The organism is Paenarthrobacter sp. TE3676 (genome assembly GCF_056279165.1).
On sequence record NZ_JBWBQU010000001.1, the window covers coordinates 372559 to 389321 of the forward strand.

At 62.4% G+C, this 16763-nt stretch carries 15 protein-coding genes and 2 tRNA genes; 14 read left to right on the forward strand and 3 right to left on the reverse strand.

Annotated elements, in window-relative coordinates; all coding sequences use genetic code 11:
• The first annotated feature begins 2 nt into the window (after positions 1 to 2).
• From ACZ881_RS01850 to ACZ881_RS01880, 7 genes are all read left to right on the forward strand, one after another.
• Entirely contained in the window at positions 3 to 779 is a 777-nt protein-coding gene (locus tag ACZ881_RS01850; RefSeq protein WP_090818840.1) for a fumarylacetoacetate hydrolase family protein, read from the forward strand.
• Between the two features lie 123 nt (positions 780 to 902).
• Complete coding sequence (gene gltX, locus ACZ881_RS01855; protein WP_178996751.1) at positions 903 to 2423, forward strand: glutamate--tRNA ligase; 1521 nt, start codon at positions 903 to 905, stop codon at positions 2421 to 2423.
• Positions 2424 to 2437: 14 nt separating this feature from the next.
• Positions 2438 to 3166: an HAD family hydrolase gene (locus ACZ881_RS01860; protein ID WP_476112204.1), complete on the forward strand. Its 729-nt coding sequence runs from the start codon at positions 2438 to 2440 to the stop codon at positions 3164 to 3166.
• Between the two features lie 137 nt (positions 3167 to 3303).
• Positions 3304 to 3375, forward strand: a tRNA-Gln gene (locus tag ACZ881_RS01865).
• 127 nt (positions 3376 to 3502) lie between these two features.
• A tRNA-Glu gene (locus tag ACZ881_RS01870) sits at positions 3503 to 3575 on the forward strand.
• A gap of 108 nt (positions 3576 to 3683) precedes the next feature.
• Positions 3684 to 5465: a dynamin family protein gene (locus ACZ881_RS01875; RefSeq protein ID WP_091468177.1), complete on the forward strand. Its 1782-nt coding sequence runs from the start codon at positions 3684 to 3686 to the stop codon at positions 5463 to 5465.
• On the forward strand, positions 5462 to 7081 hold the full coding sequence (locus ACZ881_RS01880) for a GTPase (protein WP_476112206.1): 1620 nt from the start codon (positions 5462 to 5464) through the stop codon (positions 7079 to 7081). Before ACZ881_RS01875 ends, ACZ881_RS01880 begins: the two co-directional genes overlap by 4 nt.
• An 11-nt stretch (positions 7082 to 7092) precedes the next feature.
• Here the strand turns inward: ACZ881_RS01880 and ACZ881_RS01885 are convergent, their stop codons facing one another.
• Together ACZ881_RS01885 and ACZ881_RS01890 are read right to left on the reverse strand one after the other, a co-directional pair.
• Positions 7093 to 7629: a DUF1697 domain-containing protein gene (locus ACZ881_RS01885; protein WP_474662271.1), complete on the reverse strand. Its 537-nt coding sequence runs from the start codon at positions 7627 to 7629 to the stop codon at positions 7093 to 7095.
• Position 7630: 1 nt separating this feature from the next.
• Positions 7631 to 8350, reverse strand: coding sequence for an IclR family transcriptional regulator (locus ACZ881_RS01890; protein ID WP_014922101.1), 720 nt, complete (start codon positions 8348 to 8350; stop codon positions 7631 to 7633).
• 123 nt (positions 8351 to 8473) lie between these two features.
• Here ACZ881_RS01890 and leuC point away from each other — a divergent pair, with 123 nt between their 5' ends.
• The 6 genes from leuC (at position 8474) to ACZ881_RS01920 (ending at position 15047) form a co-directional block, all read left to right on the forward strand.
• The gene (gene leuC, locus ACZ881_RS01895) at positions 8474 to 9925 is read left to right on the forward strand and encodes a 3-isopropylmalate dehydratase large subunit (RefSeq protein WP_476112209.1); all 1452 of its coding nucleotides are present in this window, start codon (positions 8474 to 8476) and stop codon (positions 9923 to 9925) included.
• Between the two features lie 9 nt (positions 9926 to 9934).
• Positions 9935 to 10543 (forward strand): 3-isopropylmalate dehydratase small subunit, encoded by a 609-nt coding sequence (gene leuD / locus ACZ881_RS01900; protein ID WP_476112211.1) that lies wholly within the window; start codon positions 9935 to 9937, stop codon positions 10541 to 10543.
• Between the two features lie 208 nt (positions 10544 to 10751).
• A complete protein-coding gene (gene murA / locus ACZ881_RS01905) occupies positions 10752 to 12077 on the forward strand; it encodes a UDP-N-acetylglucosamine 1-carboxyvinyltransferase (RefSeq protein WP_091468167.1) in 1326 nt (441 codons plus the stop codon).
• Between the two features lie 11 nt (positions 12078 to 12088).
• Complete coding sequence (locus ACZ881_RS01910; RefSeq protein WP_178996748.1) at positions 12089 to 12862, forward strand: lysophospholipid acyltransferase family protein; 774 nt, start codon at positions 12089 to 12091, stop codon at positions 12860 to 12862.
• Positions 12859 to 13911 (forward strand): NAD(P)H-dependent glycerol-3-phosphate dehydrogenase, encoded by a 1053-nt coding sequence (locus ACZ881_RS01915; RefSeq protein ID WP_476112214.1) that lies wholly within the window; start codon positions 12859 to 12861, stop codon positions 13909 to 13911. The genes ACZ881_RS01910 and ACZ881_RS01915 overlap by 4 nt, the downstream gene beginning before the upstream one ends.
• Complete coding sequence (locus ACZ881_RS01920; protein ID WP_179017224.1) at positions 13911 to 15047, forward strand: D-alanine--D-alanine ligase family protein; 1137 nt, start codon at positions 13911 to 13913, stop codon at positions 15045 to 15047. The genes ACZ881_RS01915 and ACZ881_RS01920 overlap by 1 nt, the downstream gene beginning before the upstream one ends.
• 4 nt (positions 15048 to 15051) lie before the next feature.
• Here ACZ881_RS01920 and ACZ881_RS01925 read toward each other — a convergent pair whose 3' ends face one another.
• Positions 15052 to 15561, reverse strand: coding sequence for a DUF3515 family protein (locus ACZ881_RS01925; protein WP_476112216.1), 510 nt, complete (start codon positions 15559 to 15561; stop codon positions 15052 to 15054).
• Between the two features lie 169 nt (positions 15562 to 15730).
• Between ACZ881_RS01925 and thiL the strand changes: the two genes are divergently transcribed.
• Complete coding sequence (thiL, locus tag ACZ881_RS01930; protein ID WP_476112218.1) at positions 15731 to 16744, forward strand: thiamine-phosphate kinase; 1014 nt, start codon at positions 15731 to 15733, stop codon at positions 16742 to 16744.
• The last annotated feature ends 19 nt before the right edge of the window (positions 16745 to 16763 follow it).

A 16763-nucleotide genomic window follows, 5' to 3' on the forward strand; every position in this document is an offset into this window, starting at 1 on the left:
CCATGCGTATCGCCCGGTTTGTAGTTGATTCTGATCCCCTTTACGGCGTTGTTGAAGGCGAGCCCGGCAGTGAGGAAATCACTGTCATCAACGGCGACCCCTTCTTCAATGGCGTCGAACGTACCCATGTGAAGCACAAGCTGGAGGACGTGCGGCTCCTTGCCCCGATCATTCCCCGCAGCAAAGTCATCGGCGTTGGCCGGAACTTCGCCGAGCACGCCGCTGAACTCGGCAACGAGGTTCCCCAGCAACCGCTGCTGTTCCTGAAGCCCAACACATCGGTGATCGGCCCGAACGATCCCATCATCCTTCCCGAGTTCTCCGAGGAAGTTTCCTTCGAAGCTGAGCTCTGTGTAGTGATCGGCCGGATCTGCAAGGACGTTCCCGAGGAGCGTGCGGACGATGTTATCTTCGGCTACACCTGCGGTAACGACCTCACCGCCCGTGATGTCCAGAAGACCGATCTTCAGTGGGCGCGGGCCAAGGGGTTCGATACCTCCGCACCGCTGGGTCCGTGGATCGAAACCGAACTCGACCATGAGGACCTGTCCATCCAGGGCCGGCTCAACGGCGAACTCCGCCAGGACGGCAGCACCAACCAGATGATCCGCGGTGTACGCGAGCTCGTCTCGATCGTTTCGCACGCGTTCACCTTGCTTCCGGGCGACGTCATCATGACCGGCACTCCGGCCGGCGTCGGCCTGGTCAGTGAAGGCGACCGCTTTGAAGTGGAAATCGAAGGCATCGGCCGGCTCTCCAACCCGGTGGTTCGCCGCTAGGCTCCCAGCCAGGCCTTAAACCTCGACGGCGGCACGCACCTTTCACACGAAAGGCGCGTGCCGCCGTCGAGCGTTTCCGTACGGGAATCCGAGGCGTCGCCAAGCGGTAAAGTTGGAACCACTATGACTACTGCTTCTGCGTCGAACGCTGCCTCCAGCGCCATTCCTGCCGTCAACGCCGAGACTCCGGTCCGCGTCCGTTTTTGCCCGTCACCCACGGGAACGCCGCACGTTGGCCTGATCCGCACCGCCCTGTTCAACTGGGCCTATGCACGCCATACCGGCGGCAAGCTGATCTTCCGCATCGAGGACACGGACTCAGCCCGCGACAGCGAAGAGAGTTACCACCAGCTGCTGGACGCCCTCAAGTGGCTCGGCATCAATTGGGATGAGGGCGTAGAGGTTGGTGGACCGCACGAGCCTTACCGGCAGTCGCAGCGCGGCGACATCTACCAGGATGTTATCGCCAAGCTCAAGGCAGGGGGACACGTTTACGAGTCCTACTCCACGCCCGATGAGATTGAAGCCCGCCACAAGGCGGCCGGCCGCGACCCGAAGCTGGGCTATGACGGTTTCGACCGGCACCTGACGGATGAGCAGCTGGCACAGTTCAAGGCCGAGGGCCGCGAGGCCGTCCTGCGTCTCCGCATGCCGGACGAGGACCTGACATTCAACGACCTCGTCAGGGGCGAGATTACTTTCAAGGCAGGTTCGGTTCCCGACTTTGCCGTTGTCCGCGCCAACGGTGCTCCGCTCTATACGTTGGTGAACCCCGTTGACGATGCCCTCATGGGAATCACCCATGTCCTGCGTGGCGAGGACCTCCTGAGCTCCACTCCGCGTCAGATTGCGTTGTACCGTGCGCTCTACGCCATTGGCGTGGCCGAGTACATGCCGGAATTCGGACACCTTCCCTATGTCATGGGCCAAGGCAACAAGAAGCTTTCCAAGCGCGACCCGGAGTCGAGCCTCTTCCTGCACCGCGAACGAGGATTCATCCCCGAAGGCCTGCTCAACTACCTCTCGCTGCTTGGCTGGTCCTTGAGCGCGGACGAGGACATCTTCACCGTGGAGCAGCTTGTTGCTAACTTCGATATTCATGATGTCCTGGGCAACCCCGCCCGTTTCGACATCAAGAAGGCCGAAGCCATCAACGGAACGCACGTGCGGATGCTCGCGCCGGAGGACTTCAAGGAGCGCCTGGTTCCCTACCTCCGCGCTGCTGGTTTCGTTGGGGAGATCCTGACTCCACGGCAGGAGGAGATCCTCGCTGAAGCAGCTCCTCTGGTCCAGGAACGAATCACCCTCTTGGGTGAAGCTCCCGAGATGCTGGCTTTCCTCTTCAAGGCCGATGACGCGATCGATGTTGCGGACGATGCCCGCAAGGGTCTCCCGCAGAACCTGGAAGAAGTACTGGATGCCGCCCTGGCGGCGTTGGAGCCCATCGGGGAGTGGACGGCAGAGAACATCCAGGCCGCGCTCAAGCAGGCTCTGGTTGAGGACTTGGGTATCAAACCGCGTGCGGCGTTCGGGCCTGTGCGCACTGCTATCTCAGGACGACGCATTTCGCCGCCGCTTTTCGAGTCGATGGTGATCCTCGGCAAGGATTCCTCGCTCGCCCGCGTCCGCGCCTTCCGCGGCTAGCAACGGAAGCAGTCATGGCTATCTCAAGTACTTTCGGCACCATTCGCGGTGTCCTCTTCGACATTGATGACACCTTGGTGGACCTTGAGTACGCCATGACAACAGCACTCCGCGATGTCAGCGAGCATCTCCTGCCCGGCCTGGACCAGGCCGGGTGGGTGAAGTTCGGGCGCATCTTTACCCACGAAACCACGCACTTCTACGACCGCTACCTGGCCGGAGAGTTGACGTTCAACGAGCAGCGGCTGCTGCGTGGCAGGGCCGCTTTGGGCCACTTTGGTGTGGAGCTTCAGGACGGCGAGGAGTCGCAGGCGTGGGTAGCCGACTATCACCAACGCCAGACGGCGTACGTCCGGGCTTTTGACGATGTAGAAGGCGTACTGGACGCACTCGATGCTGCAGGCATCCCTTACGGCGCCGTCAGCAATAATGTGCATGATTACCAGCGGGCCAAGCTGGATGGTGCCGGCCTTGCAAGGATCAAGGTCCTCGTGGGTACGGACACTGTAGGTGTGCCGAAGCCGGATCCTGCGATCTACCTCGAAGGCGTGCGCCTGCTGGGTACCCGTCCGGCGGAGACCCTCTATGTGGGCGATAACAGGTTGCTTGATGCTGACGGTGCAACGGCGGCGGGCTTGGTTGGCGTGTGGCTTAACAGGACGGGGGAAGTGGTGGAAGAGTTTGCCGGCCGCCAAGTGGACTCACTGTCGCGGCTACTGGTGAAGGCTGCTACTCCGGCATGAGGGCCGTGTGATGCAGGTAACGGCTTTACGATTTGTGCAGGTGGCAAGACTCCGGTAGAGTCATTACTCGTGCTGAGGGGCACGGAGGGAAAAGCTGAGGGAAACCAAAGCGCTGAACTCCGGTCCAAAAGCCACTTTGGGATATGGTGTAATTGGCAACACTACGGTTTCTGGTACCGTCATTCTAGGTTCGAGTCCTGGTATCCCAGCTCTGAAAATCCGCGTAAACACGCTGGAAATTCAGAAGTTTCACGTCGATTAGTCGATTTGGAGCGTAGCTGAAAGTATGAAATACTCATTCAGCTTGATCGCCGGAAACGGTGACAAAAAGTGCAAGGCCCCATCGTATAGCGGCCTAGTACGCCGCCCTCTCACGGCGGTAACGCGGGTTCGAATCCCGCTGGGGTCACAAACAAATCCCCCGGAACCACTGTTCCGGGGGATTTCTTTTTCCCCAATTTCGGCCACGGTGCTTGCGCCGCTCCTGTGACGGAGATCGGGCTGGCATGATGATGCTGTGACCGCAAATGATGATGAGACAACACCCCGGGCTACCCAAGCTGCCCAAGGTGCGGCAACCGCCGTCGAGGCCTTGGAAGCTGCCCGTGCGGAACTCGCGGCCACAACCCTTCCGCTCGCGGTGCCGGAGGTCCGGGAAGCCCGTCAGTGGATCCGTGAATCCCTGGCCCAGCTCGACGACTACGTGATTCCCCGCTACCGCAGCCTCGACGCTCCGCTGCTGGCCGTCGTAGGTGGTTCCACCGGCGCAGGGAAATCCACGCTGGTCAACGCGCTGATCGGCTACCCGGTGACCCGTGCAGGCGCTATCAGGCCCACCACGCGCCAGCCCATCCTCCTGCACCATCCTCTGGACGCGGGGTGGTTTGAAGGCCACCGGATACTTCCCAGCCTGGACCGTATCCGCGGCACCGTCTCTGCGAGTCCTCTCCCGGCGCATCAGGCAGGGGCCGCTCCGGACGCACAGGCCATCACGTCTTTGGTACTGGTGGGACACGAGTCAGTGCCCCAGGGAATCGCCCTTCTGGATGCACCCGATGTCGACTCCATCTCCGATGACAACCGTCGGCTCGCCGGACAACTGCTTGCTGCCGCTGACCTCTGGGTGTTTGTCACCACGGCTAACCGCTATGCCGACGCCGTGCCGTGGCGCCTGCTCTTGGACGCAGCTTCGCGGGATATCACCGTAGCGGTGGTCCTGGACCGCGTGCCCGCAGCTGCGGAGGATGAAGTCAGGACTGACCTCCAGGCAATGCTGGACCGGCAGGGCCTGGCTGACGCGAAGCTCTTCGTCGTTCCGGAGAGTGCCTTGGATGGGCTGGGGATGCTCCCGGAGGACTCCGTGGTCGGCTTGCGTCAGTGGCTGGGGGCCTTGGCGGCCAATGCGGCCGGACGGGCGGAAGTGGCCAGGCGGACACTGAATGGCGCAGTCAAAGCTGTCAGCGTCCGGTTGGAGGGAATCGCGGGTGCTGCTGCGGCCCAGGATGCCGCCGCCCACGATCTCCAGTCAACGTGCGTCACCGAGTATGAGCAAGCTCTCTCGCGCATTCTGGAAGCCACGAAGGACGGAGCGCTGCTTCGCGGCGAAGTGTTGGCGCGGTGGCAGGACTTCGTGGGAACAGGGGAATTCTTCCGGGCACTCGAGCAGAATATCGGCCGGATGCGGGACCGTGTAGGGGCCTTCTTCCGGGGCGAGCCGGCTCCCGCTGTGAAGGTTGAAACAGCGATCGAGACCGGGTTGCAGGCGGTGATCCTGGACGAGGCCGCGAACGCGGCCGAAAACGTGGACAGGCGATGGCGTTCGGACCCCGCTGGTCGGGAACTTCTTGGCTCCGAAGATCTTTCGGGCACCAGCGAGGGTTTCGATGCGAAGGCTGCAGCAGCTATTCGTTCCTGGCAGGAAGGACTGATGGAGATGATCCGCACTCAGGGCCAGGGAAAACGCACCCAGGCCCGGTGGTTGTCCTTCGGCGTCAACGGGCTCGGCGCCGCGCTCATGGTGGTGGTGTTCTCCATGACCGCCGGCCTGAGTGGCTTGGAGATCGGTATCGCAGGCGGAACGGCTGTTGTTGGACAGAAGCTGCTGGAAGCCGTGTTCGGTGAGGACGCAGTACGTCGCTTGGCCCAGCAGGCCAGGGATGATCTGCACACACAGTGCCAACGACTCCTGGACGACGAGAGGCAACGGTTCCTGGATCGCCTTGAAGCGGCCCATCCCAACTCCGGAGACAACCTCGCCCGGCATGCCCAGGCCTTGCGCCGCCTGGCAGGGGTCGCATGAGCCGCCACGGCCAGGTCCGCGAGTCGTCCCAACTGCAGCGCCGGCTTGAATCGCTCAACACTGCCAGGGAACTGGCTGAGGGCGTCCTGCCGGACCCCGATCTGCAGTCAGTGTACGACGTTTTGGAGCGTGCAACCTCGCGGCGGTCATTGTCGGCAGGGCACACTGTGGTGGGGTTTTTCGGGGCGACGGGCAGCGGAAAATCGTCGTTGTTCAATGCTGTATCCGGCAGCGATCTCGCGACTGCCACTGCGCGGCGTCCCACAACGTCTGCACCTTTGGCGGGCATCTGGGGCGAAGAGGGCAGCGGCCCTTTGCTTGATTGGCTGGACGTCAAGGAGCGGCATACCCTACCGCCTGTTCCAGGGCTCGCAGACGAGAACAGCGGCCTGGTGTTGCTGGACCTGCCCGACTTCGATTCCACCAGGGTGGAAAACCGGGAGATTGTTCAGCGCATGGTGGGCATGGTGGATGTGCTGGTGTGGGTCCTGGACCCGCAAAAGTACGCCGACGCTGCGGTGCATAACGACTTCCTTCGACCCATGGCCTCCCACGGTGCCGTCACGCTGGTTGTCCTGAACCAAGTGGACAAACTCAATGCAGCCGATGCAGCCGCCGTGATGGAGTCCTTGGAAGGGATCCTGGCGCGGGACGGACTAGGCAAAGTCAGGGTCCTCAGTGCCTCGGCGCTAACCGGCGACGGCGTCCCGACTCTCCGCGCGGCCATCCGGAACGTAGTGGTCCAACGGCAGGCAACAACACAGCGCCTGTCAGCAGACGTCACCAAGGCCGCGGCGGACCTTGCCCGGGCCTCCGGCGAGGGCGAAGCCCGAGGCATCAAAGGAAGCGCGAAGGCCCGCCTGGCGTCTGAACTCTCGACGGCGGCAAACGTACCGGTGGTGGTGGACGCCGTGCAGCGATCTTTCACGAGGGAGTCAGCCAAGAGGACCGGGTGGCCCGCCACCCGATGGCTGTTGCGTTTCCGACCCGACCCATTGCGGAGGCTCAACCTGGGCAGGGAGGACACCAAGCCGGAATTGAGCCGGACATCGCTGCCTCCTGCGGGGGCGCCGGAACGGGCACGGACGGACGCCGCCGTCAGGGATTTTGCCGATGAGGCTTCCGCCGGCGCCCCCGGTCCTTGGCGTGCAGCCATTCGCAGCGTGGCCAGGGAGGGGCGGGAGCAGCTGCCTGACGCGTTGGATCAAGCTATTGCAGGCACCGACTTGAAGGCGGGCAAACGTCCCCTGTGGTGGATCCTTTTCAATACCCTTCAATGGATTGCGCTTCTGCTCGCAATAGGCGGCCTTGGGTGGCTTGGTGTGTTGGCCGTACTCGGCTACTTCCAAATGCCAGTGCCGGAGGTCCCGCGAACTGAAGGGTGGCCGTGGCCTACTCTGATGGTCGCCGGGGGAGTGGCGCTGGGCATCGTCCTTGCCATCACTGGAAGGATTCTTGGAGGCTGGGCTGCCCGGGTCAGGGCATCGGGAGCAGCGAAGCGTTTAAAGGCCGCCGTGGCAGCAGTTGCCGAGCAACGGATCGTGGAGCCTGTCGGGGTGGAAATTACGCGCTTGAAAGCGTTCAACGCGGCGCTGAAGGCTGCGCGCTCCGGCTAGGGCCCTGCAGCTTAAAGGGCCGAAGCGGCGTCCCTGACTTTGATGAGCGTGCGCAGGTTCCTTGTAGTCGTGCTGGCTTTGTAGCGTGCCTTGGCCGAGAGCTTGCTGAAGGGGCTGTCCAGCGTCCCGCCGGCGGGAGCCAGCCACGCGGAGGCTTCCGGGCCCAGCCGCACTTGTTCCACGCCGTCCACCGCTTCGCCTGCCTGAAAAAGTTCATCGAGCATGGCTGTATCGGAGGTGAGGGTGATGTAGCTGTGCGTGGTTTTGTCGTCCGCCGGGTACGGGCACGCGTCCACCAATTCCGCTACCCGTGCGGCAGTAAGGACAACCACCCAGGCATCGTAACCAAAGGTTTCACGTAGGCACTTCTCGAACTGCGCCTTGACGTCCTTGGCGCTGAGTTCACTCTGAAGCACCACATTTCCGCTGGCCAGCAGCGTCTTGACCTTGGTAAACGGGTAGTCCTTGAGGGCTGATGTGAGATCGGCCATCTTGATGTTGATGCCGCCCACATTGATGCCGCGGAGGAATACGGCGTAGTTACTCAGGCTAGTCATTGTTCTTGCGCAGGGCTTCGGTCAAAACCCGGGCGGCGTTACAAACTACCTCGGCGTGAAGGCGGCCCGGCTGGCGGGTAAGGCGTTCAATCGGACCTGAAATGGACACGGCCGCGATGACCCGGCCTGACGGTCCGCGAACGGGGGCTGAAACCGAGGCGACCCCGGGCTCGCGTTCGCCAAGGCTCTGACCCCAGCCCCGGCGTCGTACGCCTGCAAGGACGGTGGGCGTAAAGCGGGCGTTTTGCAGCCCTTCGAGGAGGCGGTCGTGGTCTTCCCACGCCAGCAGGACCTGTGCGGCGGAGCCGGCCTTCATGGAGAGCTGGGTCCCCACCGGAATGGTGTCACGCAGGCCGATGGGACGTTCCGCGGATGCCACGCAGACACGCCAGTCGCCCTGGCGGCGGAAGATCTGCGCGCTTTCGCCTGTGGCGTCCCGGAGCTGAATGAGAACGGGTCCTGCGGAGGCGATGAGCCGGTCTTCACCGGCAGCGGATGCGAGCTCCACCAACCGGCTGCCCAGGACGAAGCGTCCTTGGATGTCCCGGCTCACCAGGCGATGGTGAACCAGAGCCAGCGCAAGGCGGTGAACTGTGGGCCGGGCAAGCCCTGTGGCCGCTACGAGTTGCGCGAGAGTCGTGGGCCCTGCCTCAAGTGCATCGAGTACTTGGGCCGCTTTATCAATGACACCGACTCCACTAGAATTGTCCATGTAATGATATTGCCGTCTCAATATCTGAGATGCAAGTTGTTTCGCTGGCCTATTTCGCGGCGGTGCTGCTTCAGTGGAACAAGAACAACGCAACAAGCCAACCGCAGTGAAGGGAGCAAGGCCGTGGGAAAGACACTGGCCGAGAAAGTCTGGGACGCGCACGTAGTGCGCAAGGGTGAGGGCGAAGGAGCCAATGCCCAGCCAGACCTTCTCTTCATCGACCTGCACCTGGTCCACGAAGTGACATCCCCGCAGGCGTTTGAGGGCCTGCGCCTGGCTGGCCGGCCCCTGCGGCGCGTCGACCTGACCATCGCCACGGAGGATCACAACACTCCCACGCTGGACATTGACAAGCCAATCGCGGACCTGACCAGCCGCACGCAGATTGAGACCCTGCGCGCCAACTGCAAGGAATTCGGCGTCCGACTACATTCCCTGGGTGACAAGGAACAGGGGATCGTGCACGTCGTGGGGCCGCAGCTGGGACTGACCCAGCCGGGCATGACAGTGGTCTGCGGCGACTCGCACACCTCAACACATGGCGCCTTTGGTGCGTTGGCCATGGGAATCGGCACGTCCGAGGTGGAGCATGTCATGGCCACCCAAACCCTGTCTTTGAAGCCATTCAAGACCATGGCCATCAATGTTGAAGGCACCCTGCGTCCCGGCGTCACCGCCAAGGACATCATTCTTGCCGTCATCGCCAAGATCGGGACAGGCGGCGGTCAGGGTTATGTTCTCGAATACCGTGGCTCTGCCATCCGTGCGTTGTCGATGGATGCCCGGATGACCATTTGCAACATGTCCATCGAAGCCGGTGCCCGCGCCGGTATGGTGGCTCCGGACCAGACCACGTACGACTACATGCAGGGCCGCCCCCACGCGCCGGAAGGCGCAGACTGGGATGCCGCCGTCGAGTACTGGAACACGCTCAACACGGACGCGGACGCAACTTTCGACGTCGAGGTTGACCTGGACGCCGATACGCTCGAACCGTTCGTGACCTGGGGAACCAACCCGGGCCAGGGCGTGTCGCTGTCCGCCAAGGTACCGTCGCCGGAAGATTTCGGTGACGAGAATGCCAAAGCAGCTGCCGAGCGCGCCCTGCAGTACATGGGCTTGGAAGCCGGCACTCCCATGAAGGACATCCGCGTGGACACCGTCTTCCTGGGATCCTGCACTAATTCACGCATCGAGGACCTGCGCGCTGCTGCGGACATCATTCGTGGCCGCGAAAAGGACCCCAAGGTCCGCATGCTGGTGGTACCGGGTTCCGCCCGTGTCCGCCTGGAGGCAGAGGCGGAAGGCCTGGATAAGGTCTTCAAGGAATTCGGCGCAGAATGGCGTTTTGCCGGTTGTTCCATGTGCTTGGGCATGAACCCGGACCAGTTGGAGCCGGGGGAGCGCTGCGCCTCAACATCCAACCGCAACTTTGAGGGTCGCCAGGGCAAGGGCGGCCGCACGCACCTGGTCTCGCCTGTCGTGGCTGCCGCCACTGCTGTCCGGGGCACGCTGAGTTCGCCGTCGGACCTCGAGTCCGCTACCGCAGGCACACTGACCGGAATCGCAGTCTAGGAGGATCCCATGGAAGCATTCACTACCCACACCGGCATCGGCGTTCCACTGCGTCAGAGCAACGTGGACACCGATCAGATCATCCCCGCTGTGTACCTCAAGCGCATCACGCGCACTGGCTTCGAGGACGCTTTGTTCGCTGCTTGGCGGAAGGACGAGTCCTTCATCCTTAACCAGGCCCCGTTCAATGCGGGCTCAGTGCTGGTGGCAGGCCCTGACTTCGGTACGGGGTCATCCCGTGAGCACGCTGTCTGGGCATTGAAGGACTATGGTTTCAAAGCCGTCCTGTCTTCCCGGTTCGCCGACATTTTCCGCGGAAACTCCGGAAAGCAGGGGCTGCTGGCAGCCCAGGTGGCACAGGATGACATCGAACTGATCTGGAAGGTCCTGGAAAACCAGCCGGGAACTGAGGTCAAGGTTGACCTGGTGTCCAAAACGGTTGAGTGCGGCAACGTGGTGGCGCCGTTCGAGATTGACGACTACACCCGTTGGCGCCTCCTGGAAGGCCTCGATGACATCGGCCTGACCCTTCAGCATGAGTCGGACATCACGGCGTACGAGGCCACCCGCCCGGCTTTCAAGCCGAAGACACTCCCGGCGAAAGTTGATGCCCGGTAGCCCCTTGTCTTTGGCCGCAACCTGCGGATAATCGGACCGGCAGGCCTCCCTCGGGAGCGTCTGCCGGTCCTTTTTCGTCGGGGTGCGGCTGAAGCCGGATACGGGGTGTGTCGGGCGGTTCCATTTCGGATCGGTAAAGCGAGCTTCTATGCTTAGCTGGAGCCTTTGTAAGTTTGGGGGGCGAGTAGTCGTGAGGAAACCGGTATAGATGAGTAGTGTTCTGACAATCCGCGGTGGCGTCCCGTTGACCGGGCGAGTGACCGTTCGCGGTGCCAAGAACCTGGTGCCCAAGGCCATGGTGGCGGCGTTGCTGGGCAGCGAACCATCGGTGCTGAGGAACGTGCCGGAAATCAAGGACGTCGAGGTTGTCACCAGCCTGCTGCAGCTGCACGGCGTGACCGTTGTGAAGGATCCGGTATCGGGCGACCTCACCCTGGATCCGAAAGATGCAAAGACGGCCTCCAGCACGGCAATTGATGCGCACGCCGGCGATTCGCGGATTCCCATCCTGCTGTGCGGACCGCTGATTCACGCGATCGGCGAGGCCTTCATCCCGGATCTGGGTGGCTGCAAGATCGGCGACAGGCCCATCGACTATCACCTGAATGTCCTGCGGCAGTTCGGCGCGGTGGTGGAAAAGCGCCCGGGCGGCATCCATATCTCTGCCCCGAATGGCCTGCATGGAGCCAAAATTTCGCTGCCGTATCCATCGGTTGGCGCCACCGAGCAGGTGCTCCTGAGCGCAACGCGTGCCGAGGGCATCACTGAACTCATTGGCGCGGCCACGGAACCAGAGATCATCGACCTCATCGCGGTCCTGCAGAAGATGGGCGCCATCATCAGCGTCCAGACTGACCGGACCATCCGGATCGAGGGCGTCAAGGACCTTCGGGGTTACAACCACCGTGCGCTCCCGGACCGGAACGAATCCGCATCCTGGGCCTCTGCTGCATTGGTTACCCGTGGCGACATTTATGTTGAGGGTGCTTCGCAGCGCGACATGATGACGTTCCTCAATACCTACCGCAAAGTTGGTGGCGGCATGGACATCGGCGACGACGGTATCCGCTTCTACCACCAAGGCGGCAAGCTCTCCCCGCTCGTCCTGGAGACGGATGTCCACCCGGGCTTCATGACTGACTGGCAGCAGCCGCTGGTGGTTGCCCTGACACAGGCCGAGGGCGTTTCCATCGTCCACGAGACTGTCTATGAGAACCGCTTCGGATTCACGGAAGCCCTTGCCCGGATGGGTGCGAACATCCAGGTACACCGCGAGTGCCTGGGTAGTGTTCCCTGCCGGTTCGGACAGCGGAACTTCCTGCACTCAGCAGTGATTTCAGGCCCCACCCCGCTCAGGGGCACAGACATTGACATCCCCGATCTCCGGGGTGGTTTCAGCCACCTCATCGCAGCGCTGGCAGCTACGGGCACGTCACGCGTTACGGGCATCGACATCATCAACCGCGGGTACGAGCGCTTTACCGAGAAGCTGGCCGGCCTGGGCGCCGATTTCGATATCACCACCACCAAGTAGCGGGGGCTCCTTTGAAGGAATCGGCCAAGAGCCGTGCAACGTTCATGCTGCTGGCGGGTCTCGCGCGTCCGTTGATGAATGTCCTGATGGCCAGGAAGTGGGAAGGCGTGGAGAACCTTCCACCCGGCGGCTTCATCGCAGTACCAAACCACTGCACCGAGATCGACCCCATCGTCATCGGACACATGGTGTACAACCAGAAGCGGCCACCGCATTTCCTCGCCAAGACGGGCCTCTTCAAAGTGCCCGTTCTGGGTGCCCTGCTGCACGCCACCAAGCAGATACCGGTTGAACGCTCGACGGCGGGAGCGAACCGCTCGCTTCAAGTCGCCAAAGAAGTGGTGGACGCCGGTGGTGCCATCATCATCTACCCCGAGGGCACTCTCACGCGCGATCCCGATTTGTGGCCCATGAAGGGCCATACCGGGGCCGCCAGGCTAGCCCTGCAGACCGGAGCCCCTGTGGTGCCCATGGCGCACTGGGGTGCACAAGAGGTTTTCCCCCGGTATGCCAAGCGGTTCCATATCTTCCCGCGGAAAACCGTCCGAGTGCTTATTGGGAAGCCCGTTGATCTCAGTGCCTTCAGCGAACGGCCGCTGGATCGCACAACGCTGACAGCGGCCACTGAAGTCATCATGGATGCCATTACCGAACTCCTTGAAACCCTTCGAGGCGAACAGGCCCCGGCTGAACGCTGGGATCCGGCTGTGCACAAGCAGTCCAAGCACGGCCGCTTCATTCAGGGTGGTTCTCCTGATGCCCACGAAGGCGGGGACGGCAAATGACCACGGTGGAAACGAATGTCTCCACGCCGGACATCGTGGCTGTTTTGGGCGCGGGTTCGTGGGGAACCACGTTTGCCAAGGTCCTGGCCGATGCCGCTGCGGCTACCGGATCTGAACGTAGTATCCGGATCTGGGGTCGTCGGGCGGAGGTCGTGGAGCAGATCAACTCTTCGCACCGAAACGAGCAGTACCTCAAAGACATTGAGCTTCCACCATCCGTAACAGCATCCACGGATGTGGAGAAGGTGCTCAAGGATGCCACCCTGGTGGTCCTCGCCGTACCCGCCCAGTCACTTCGACCGCAGCTCGGGGAGTGGAAGGCCTTCCTTGCGCCTGACGCCGTGGTTGTCTCCCTGATGAAGGGCCTGGAACTGGGCACGGACGCCCGGATGAGCGAAGTCATTGCCCAGGAGTTGGGTCTTCCCGCACCGCGTGTAGCAGTAGTCTCAGGCCCCAATCTGGCCATGGAGATTGCCAGGGAACAACCAACAGCGTCAGTTGTTGCCTGCAGTGACGCAGACACTTCTGCTGCCATAGCGCTGTGCTGCACGGCGCCGTACTTCCGGCCGTACACCAGCACTGATGTTGTGGGCGTGGAAATCGGCGGGATCGTAAAAAATGTGATTGCGCTTGCTGTGGGCATTTGCGAAGGCCGGCAGATGGGCGACAACACCAAAGCCTCGGTGATCACGCGCGGACTCGCTGAGACGTCCCGGCTTGCCTTGGCCCTTGGCGGAGAAGCCCACACAATGGCCGGTCTTGCCGGACTCGGCGATCTTGTTGCCACTTGCTCTTCAGCCCTGTCCCGGAATCACACCGCCGGCAGGTTGCTTGGTGAAGGCCTCAGCCTCGAGCAAGTGGCTGAACAGATGACGCAGACAGCAGAGGGCATCAAATCCGGCCCCGCTGTGCACGAGCTGGCCGGCAAATTGAATGTTGAAATGCCCATTACGGCTGCCGTCGTGGCAGTGCTGGAAGGCAGAATGTCCGTTGATGACCTGGGACCACGGCTGTTGGCCCGGGCACTGAAGTCCGAAGGCGACTACTGATGGTGACTGACCAATCCACCCCCTTGACGGGCCGCCCCCGCGTAGCGATTCTCTTTGGGGGTCGCTCCAGCGAACATGCCGTCAGCTGCGTGACAGCGGCTGGCGTCATGGGAGCGATCGACAAGAACAAGTACGAGGTCATACCGATTGGCATCGCCAAATCGGGGCAGTGGGTACTTGCCTCGGGTGACACCAGCGACTGGTCCTTGACTTCGGCAGCGCTTCCCGAGGTGGCGCCCTCAGGCAGGACCGTGACCCTGGCCGAAGTGGGTGGTGAGCATCAGCTCATCGTTACCGAGCCCAACGCGGTTCCCCAGGAACTGGGTTCCGTGGACGTTGTCTTCCCCCTGCTGCATGGGCCATGGGGCGAAGATGGGACCATCCAGGGCCTCCTGGAGCTTTCGGACACGCGCTATGTAGGCGCCGGTGTGCTGGCCTCGGCCGTGGGGATGGACAAGCATTTCATGAAGGTGGTTTTTGAATCCGCCGGACTGAGCGTAGGACCGTACGTGGCCGTCACGGACCGCGAATGGACCACGGACGCCGAGGCCGTCCGTAAGCGCGTGGACAAGCTCGGGTACCCCGTGTTCGTTAAGCCTGCCCGCGCGGGTTCGTCCATGGGTATCTCCAAGGTCGACTCGATGGAAGGGCTCGACGCTGCCATCGAGGAAGCCCGCCGCCATGACCTGAAGCTGGTCATTGAAGCCGGCATCGTGGGCCGCGAGATCGAGTGTGCTGTCCTGCAGGGTCGTGGCACGGATGCGCCCCGTACTTCCATGCCTGGTGAGATTGCGGTGGCAACCGGTGAGCACCAGTTCTACGACTTTGCCGCCAAGTACGTTGAAGACGGTGCCGCAGCCCTGAGTTGCCCGGCTGACATGCCGGACGAGGCAATCGCACGCGTGCGTGAACTCGCCGCCGTCGCTTTCGACGCCGTGGGGGCGGAAGGCCTCAGCCGTGTGGATTTCTTCTACACCCCGGCCGGTGAACTGATCATCAATGAGATCAATACCATGCCGGGTTTCACGCCCAAGAGCATGTACCCGCAGATGTGGGCGGCATCCGGGCTGGCTTACGGGGACTTGATCGACGAACTGATCCACCTTGCTCTGACCCGCAAGACGGGGCTGCGCTAAAGCACTACTGCGGGGATGGCAGGTTCTGCAGATCTTCCTGGCCCACGCACTTTCCGGTCGCCTTGATCTTGCCAACCGCGGCTGCCAACTCAGTCAGGACAGTTGCTGAACTGATGTTTGCCGCCTCCAGCTTGACTGGATCTATCAAGATCTCCGTGGCTGGTTCGCGGCCGAACGTGGTCAGGGTGTAGACGGGATCGCCTTCCTTGATGACCCAGTCGATGTCATTGACGCTCACACAACGGTCCGTGGTGGGTCCGGGAACGTTCACTCCGCATCGGAGAATGACCTGCGAAGGATCTCCCCAGGCAGCTGTCGCCTGGCTGTTGGTTTTGCGGAGGGCAGCATCACCGATCTGGTCCGGCAGAGCAACCATCATTGGCGCGCAGGCAGGATTGGCGGCGTCGGAGGCTGCCGTGACGTCCACCGTAGGCGCACAGGCCGACAAAACGGTGACGGATGCGGAAGCCAAGGCGATGGCCAGGGCGGTCCGGGGAAGGGTCTTTCGGTGCATTTATCCAGCCTATCCCGCAAGCGCCGGCAGGCAGATTCGCGTTGCCCGGGTCACATTCCCGCTGGAACTGCCGTCCGGAGAGCCGCATTATTCTGTCGGTGGATCGCGATAGCGTAGAGCGGTGCCATGAGAAGACGCAGGCGCCGTGCCAAGAGAAGAGTTGACAGCAGTGCCAGAAGAACCGTTGACCGTCCAACACCTGTCGGAGTCAGAGCTCCTCGCGCGGATTTTTCCGCGCCTGCACCATAGCCCAGGCGTTCTGCTGGGACCCGGCGACGACGCCGCCCTGATAGCAGCGCCGGATGGCAGGGCGCTCATCTCCATCGACACCCAAACGCAGGACCAGGACTTCAGGCTTGAGTGGCGTAACGGCTACCGGACCACAGGATTCGACGTCGGCTGGAAGGCCGCAGCGCAAAACCTCAGCGACATCAACGCCATGGGCGGCAGCGCCACGAGTCTCGTGGTAAGCCTCACCATGCCGCCGGAAACGCCGGTCGAATGGGTTGAAGCTTTTGCTGATGGGCTCACGGCGGCAATTGTTGGCTTGGGCGCTTCGGATTGCTCGGTGGCAGGCGGAGACCTTGGAAGGGGCCGCGAGCTGGCGGTGACTGTCGCCGTCGTCGGGACGCTTGCCGGTGTTGCGCCAGTGCTGAGGTCCGGTGCCAAAGCCGGGGACGTCGTGGCGGTTTCAGGGGCCCTGGGAAGGGCAGCTGCGGGCTGGGCCCTGCTGGAAAGCGACATTCCGTTCGACAACCTGTCTTCTGAATTGCGGAGCCTGGTGGACAACCAATGCCGGCCGATGCCACCGCTGGCCGCCGGACCGCTGGCTGCGCGTACCGGTGCCACGGCCATGATGGACATTTCCGATGGCCTGCTGCGGGATGGCAGCCGCCTGGCCGGAGCGAGCAACGTGATCCTTGATTTCGATCCGGTTGCTTTGAAGACTTATGCAGCCTCACTGGAACCAGCAGCGGCCGTTCTGGGAAGGGAAGCCATGCGGTGGGTGCTTGGCGGGGGAGAAGACCATGGTTTGCTTGCTACGTTCCCGGCAGGAATTCAGCTGCCGCAGGGCTTCACTGCGATAGGCTCGGTGCAAGCCGTTGTCGAGCCGCCAGGCAGTGGCGTCCGGATTGCCGGGCAAACTGCTGACACCGTTGGATGGGATCACTTTGCAGACTAAGATCGCCGCGAATGCACAC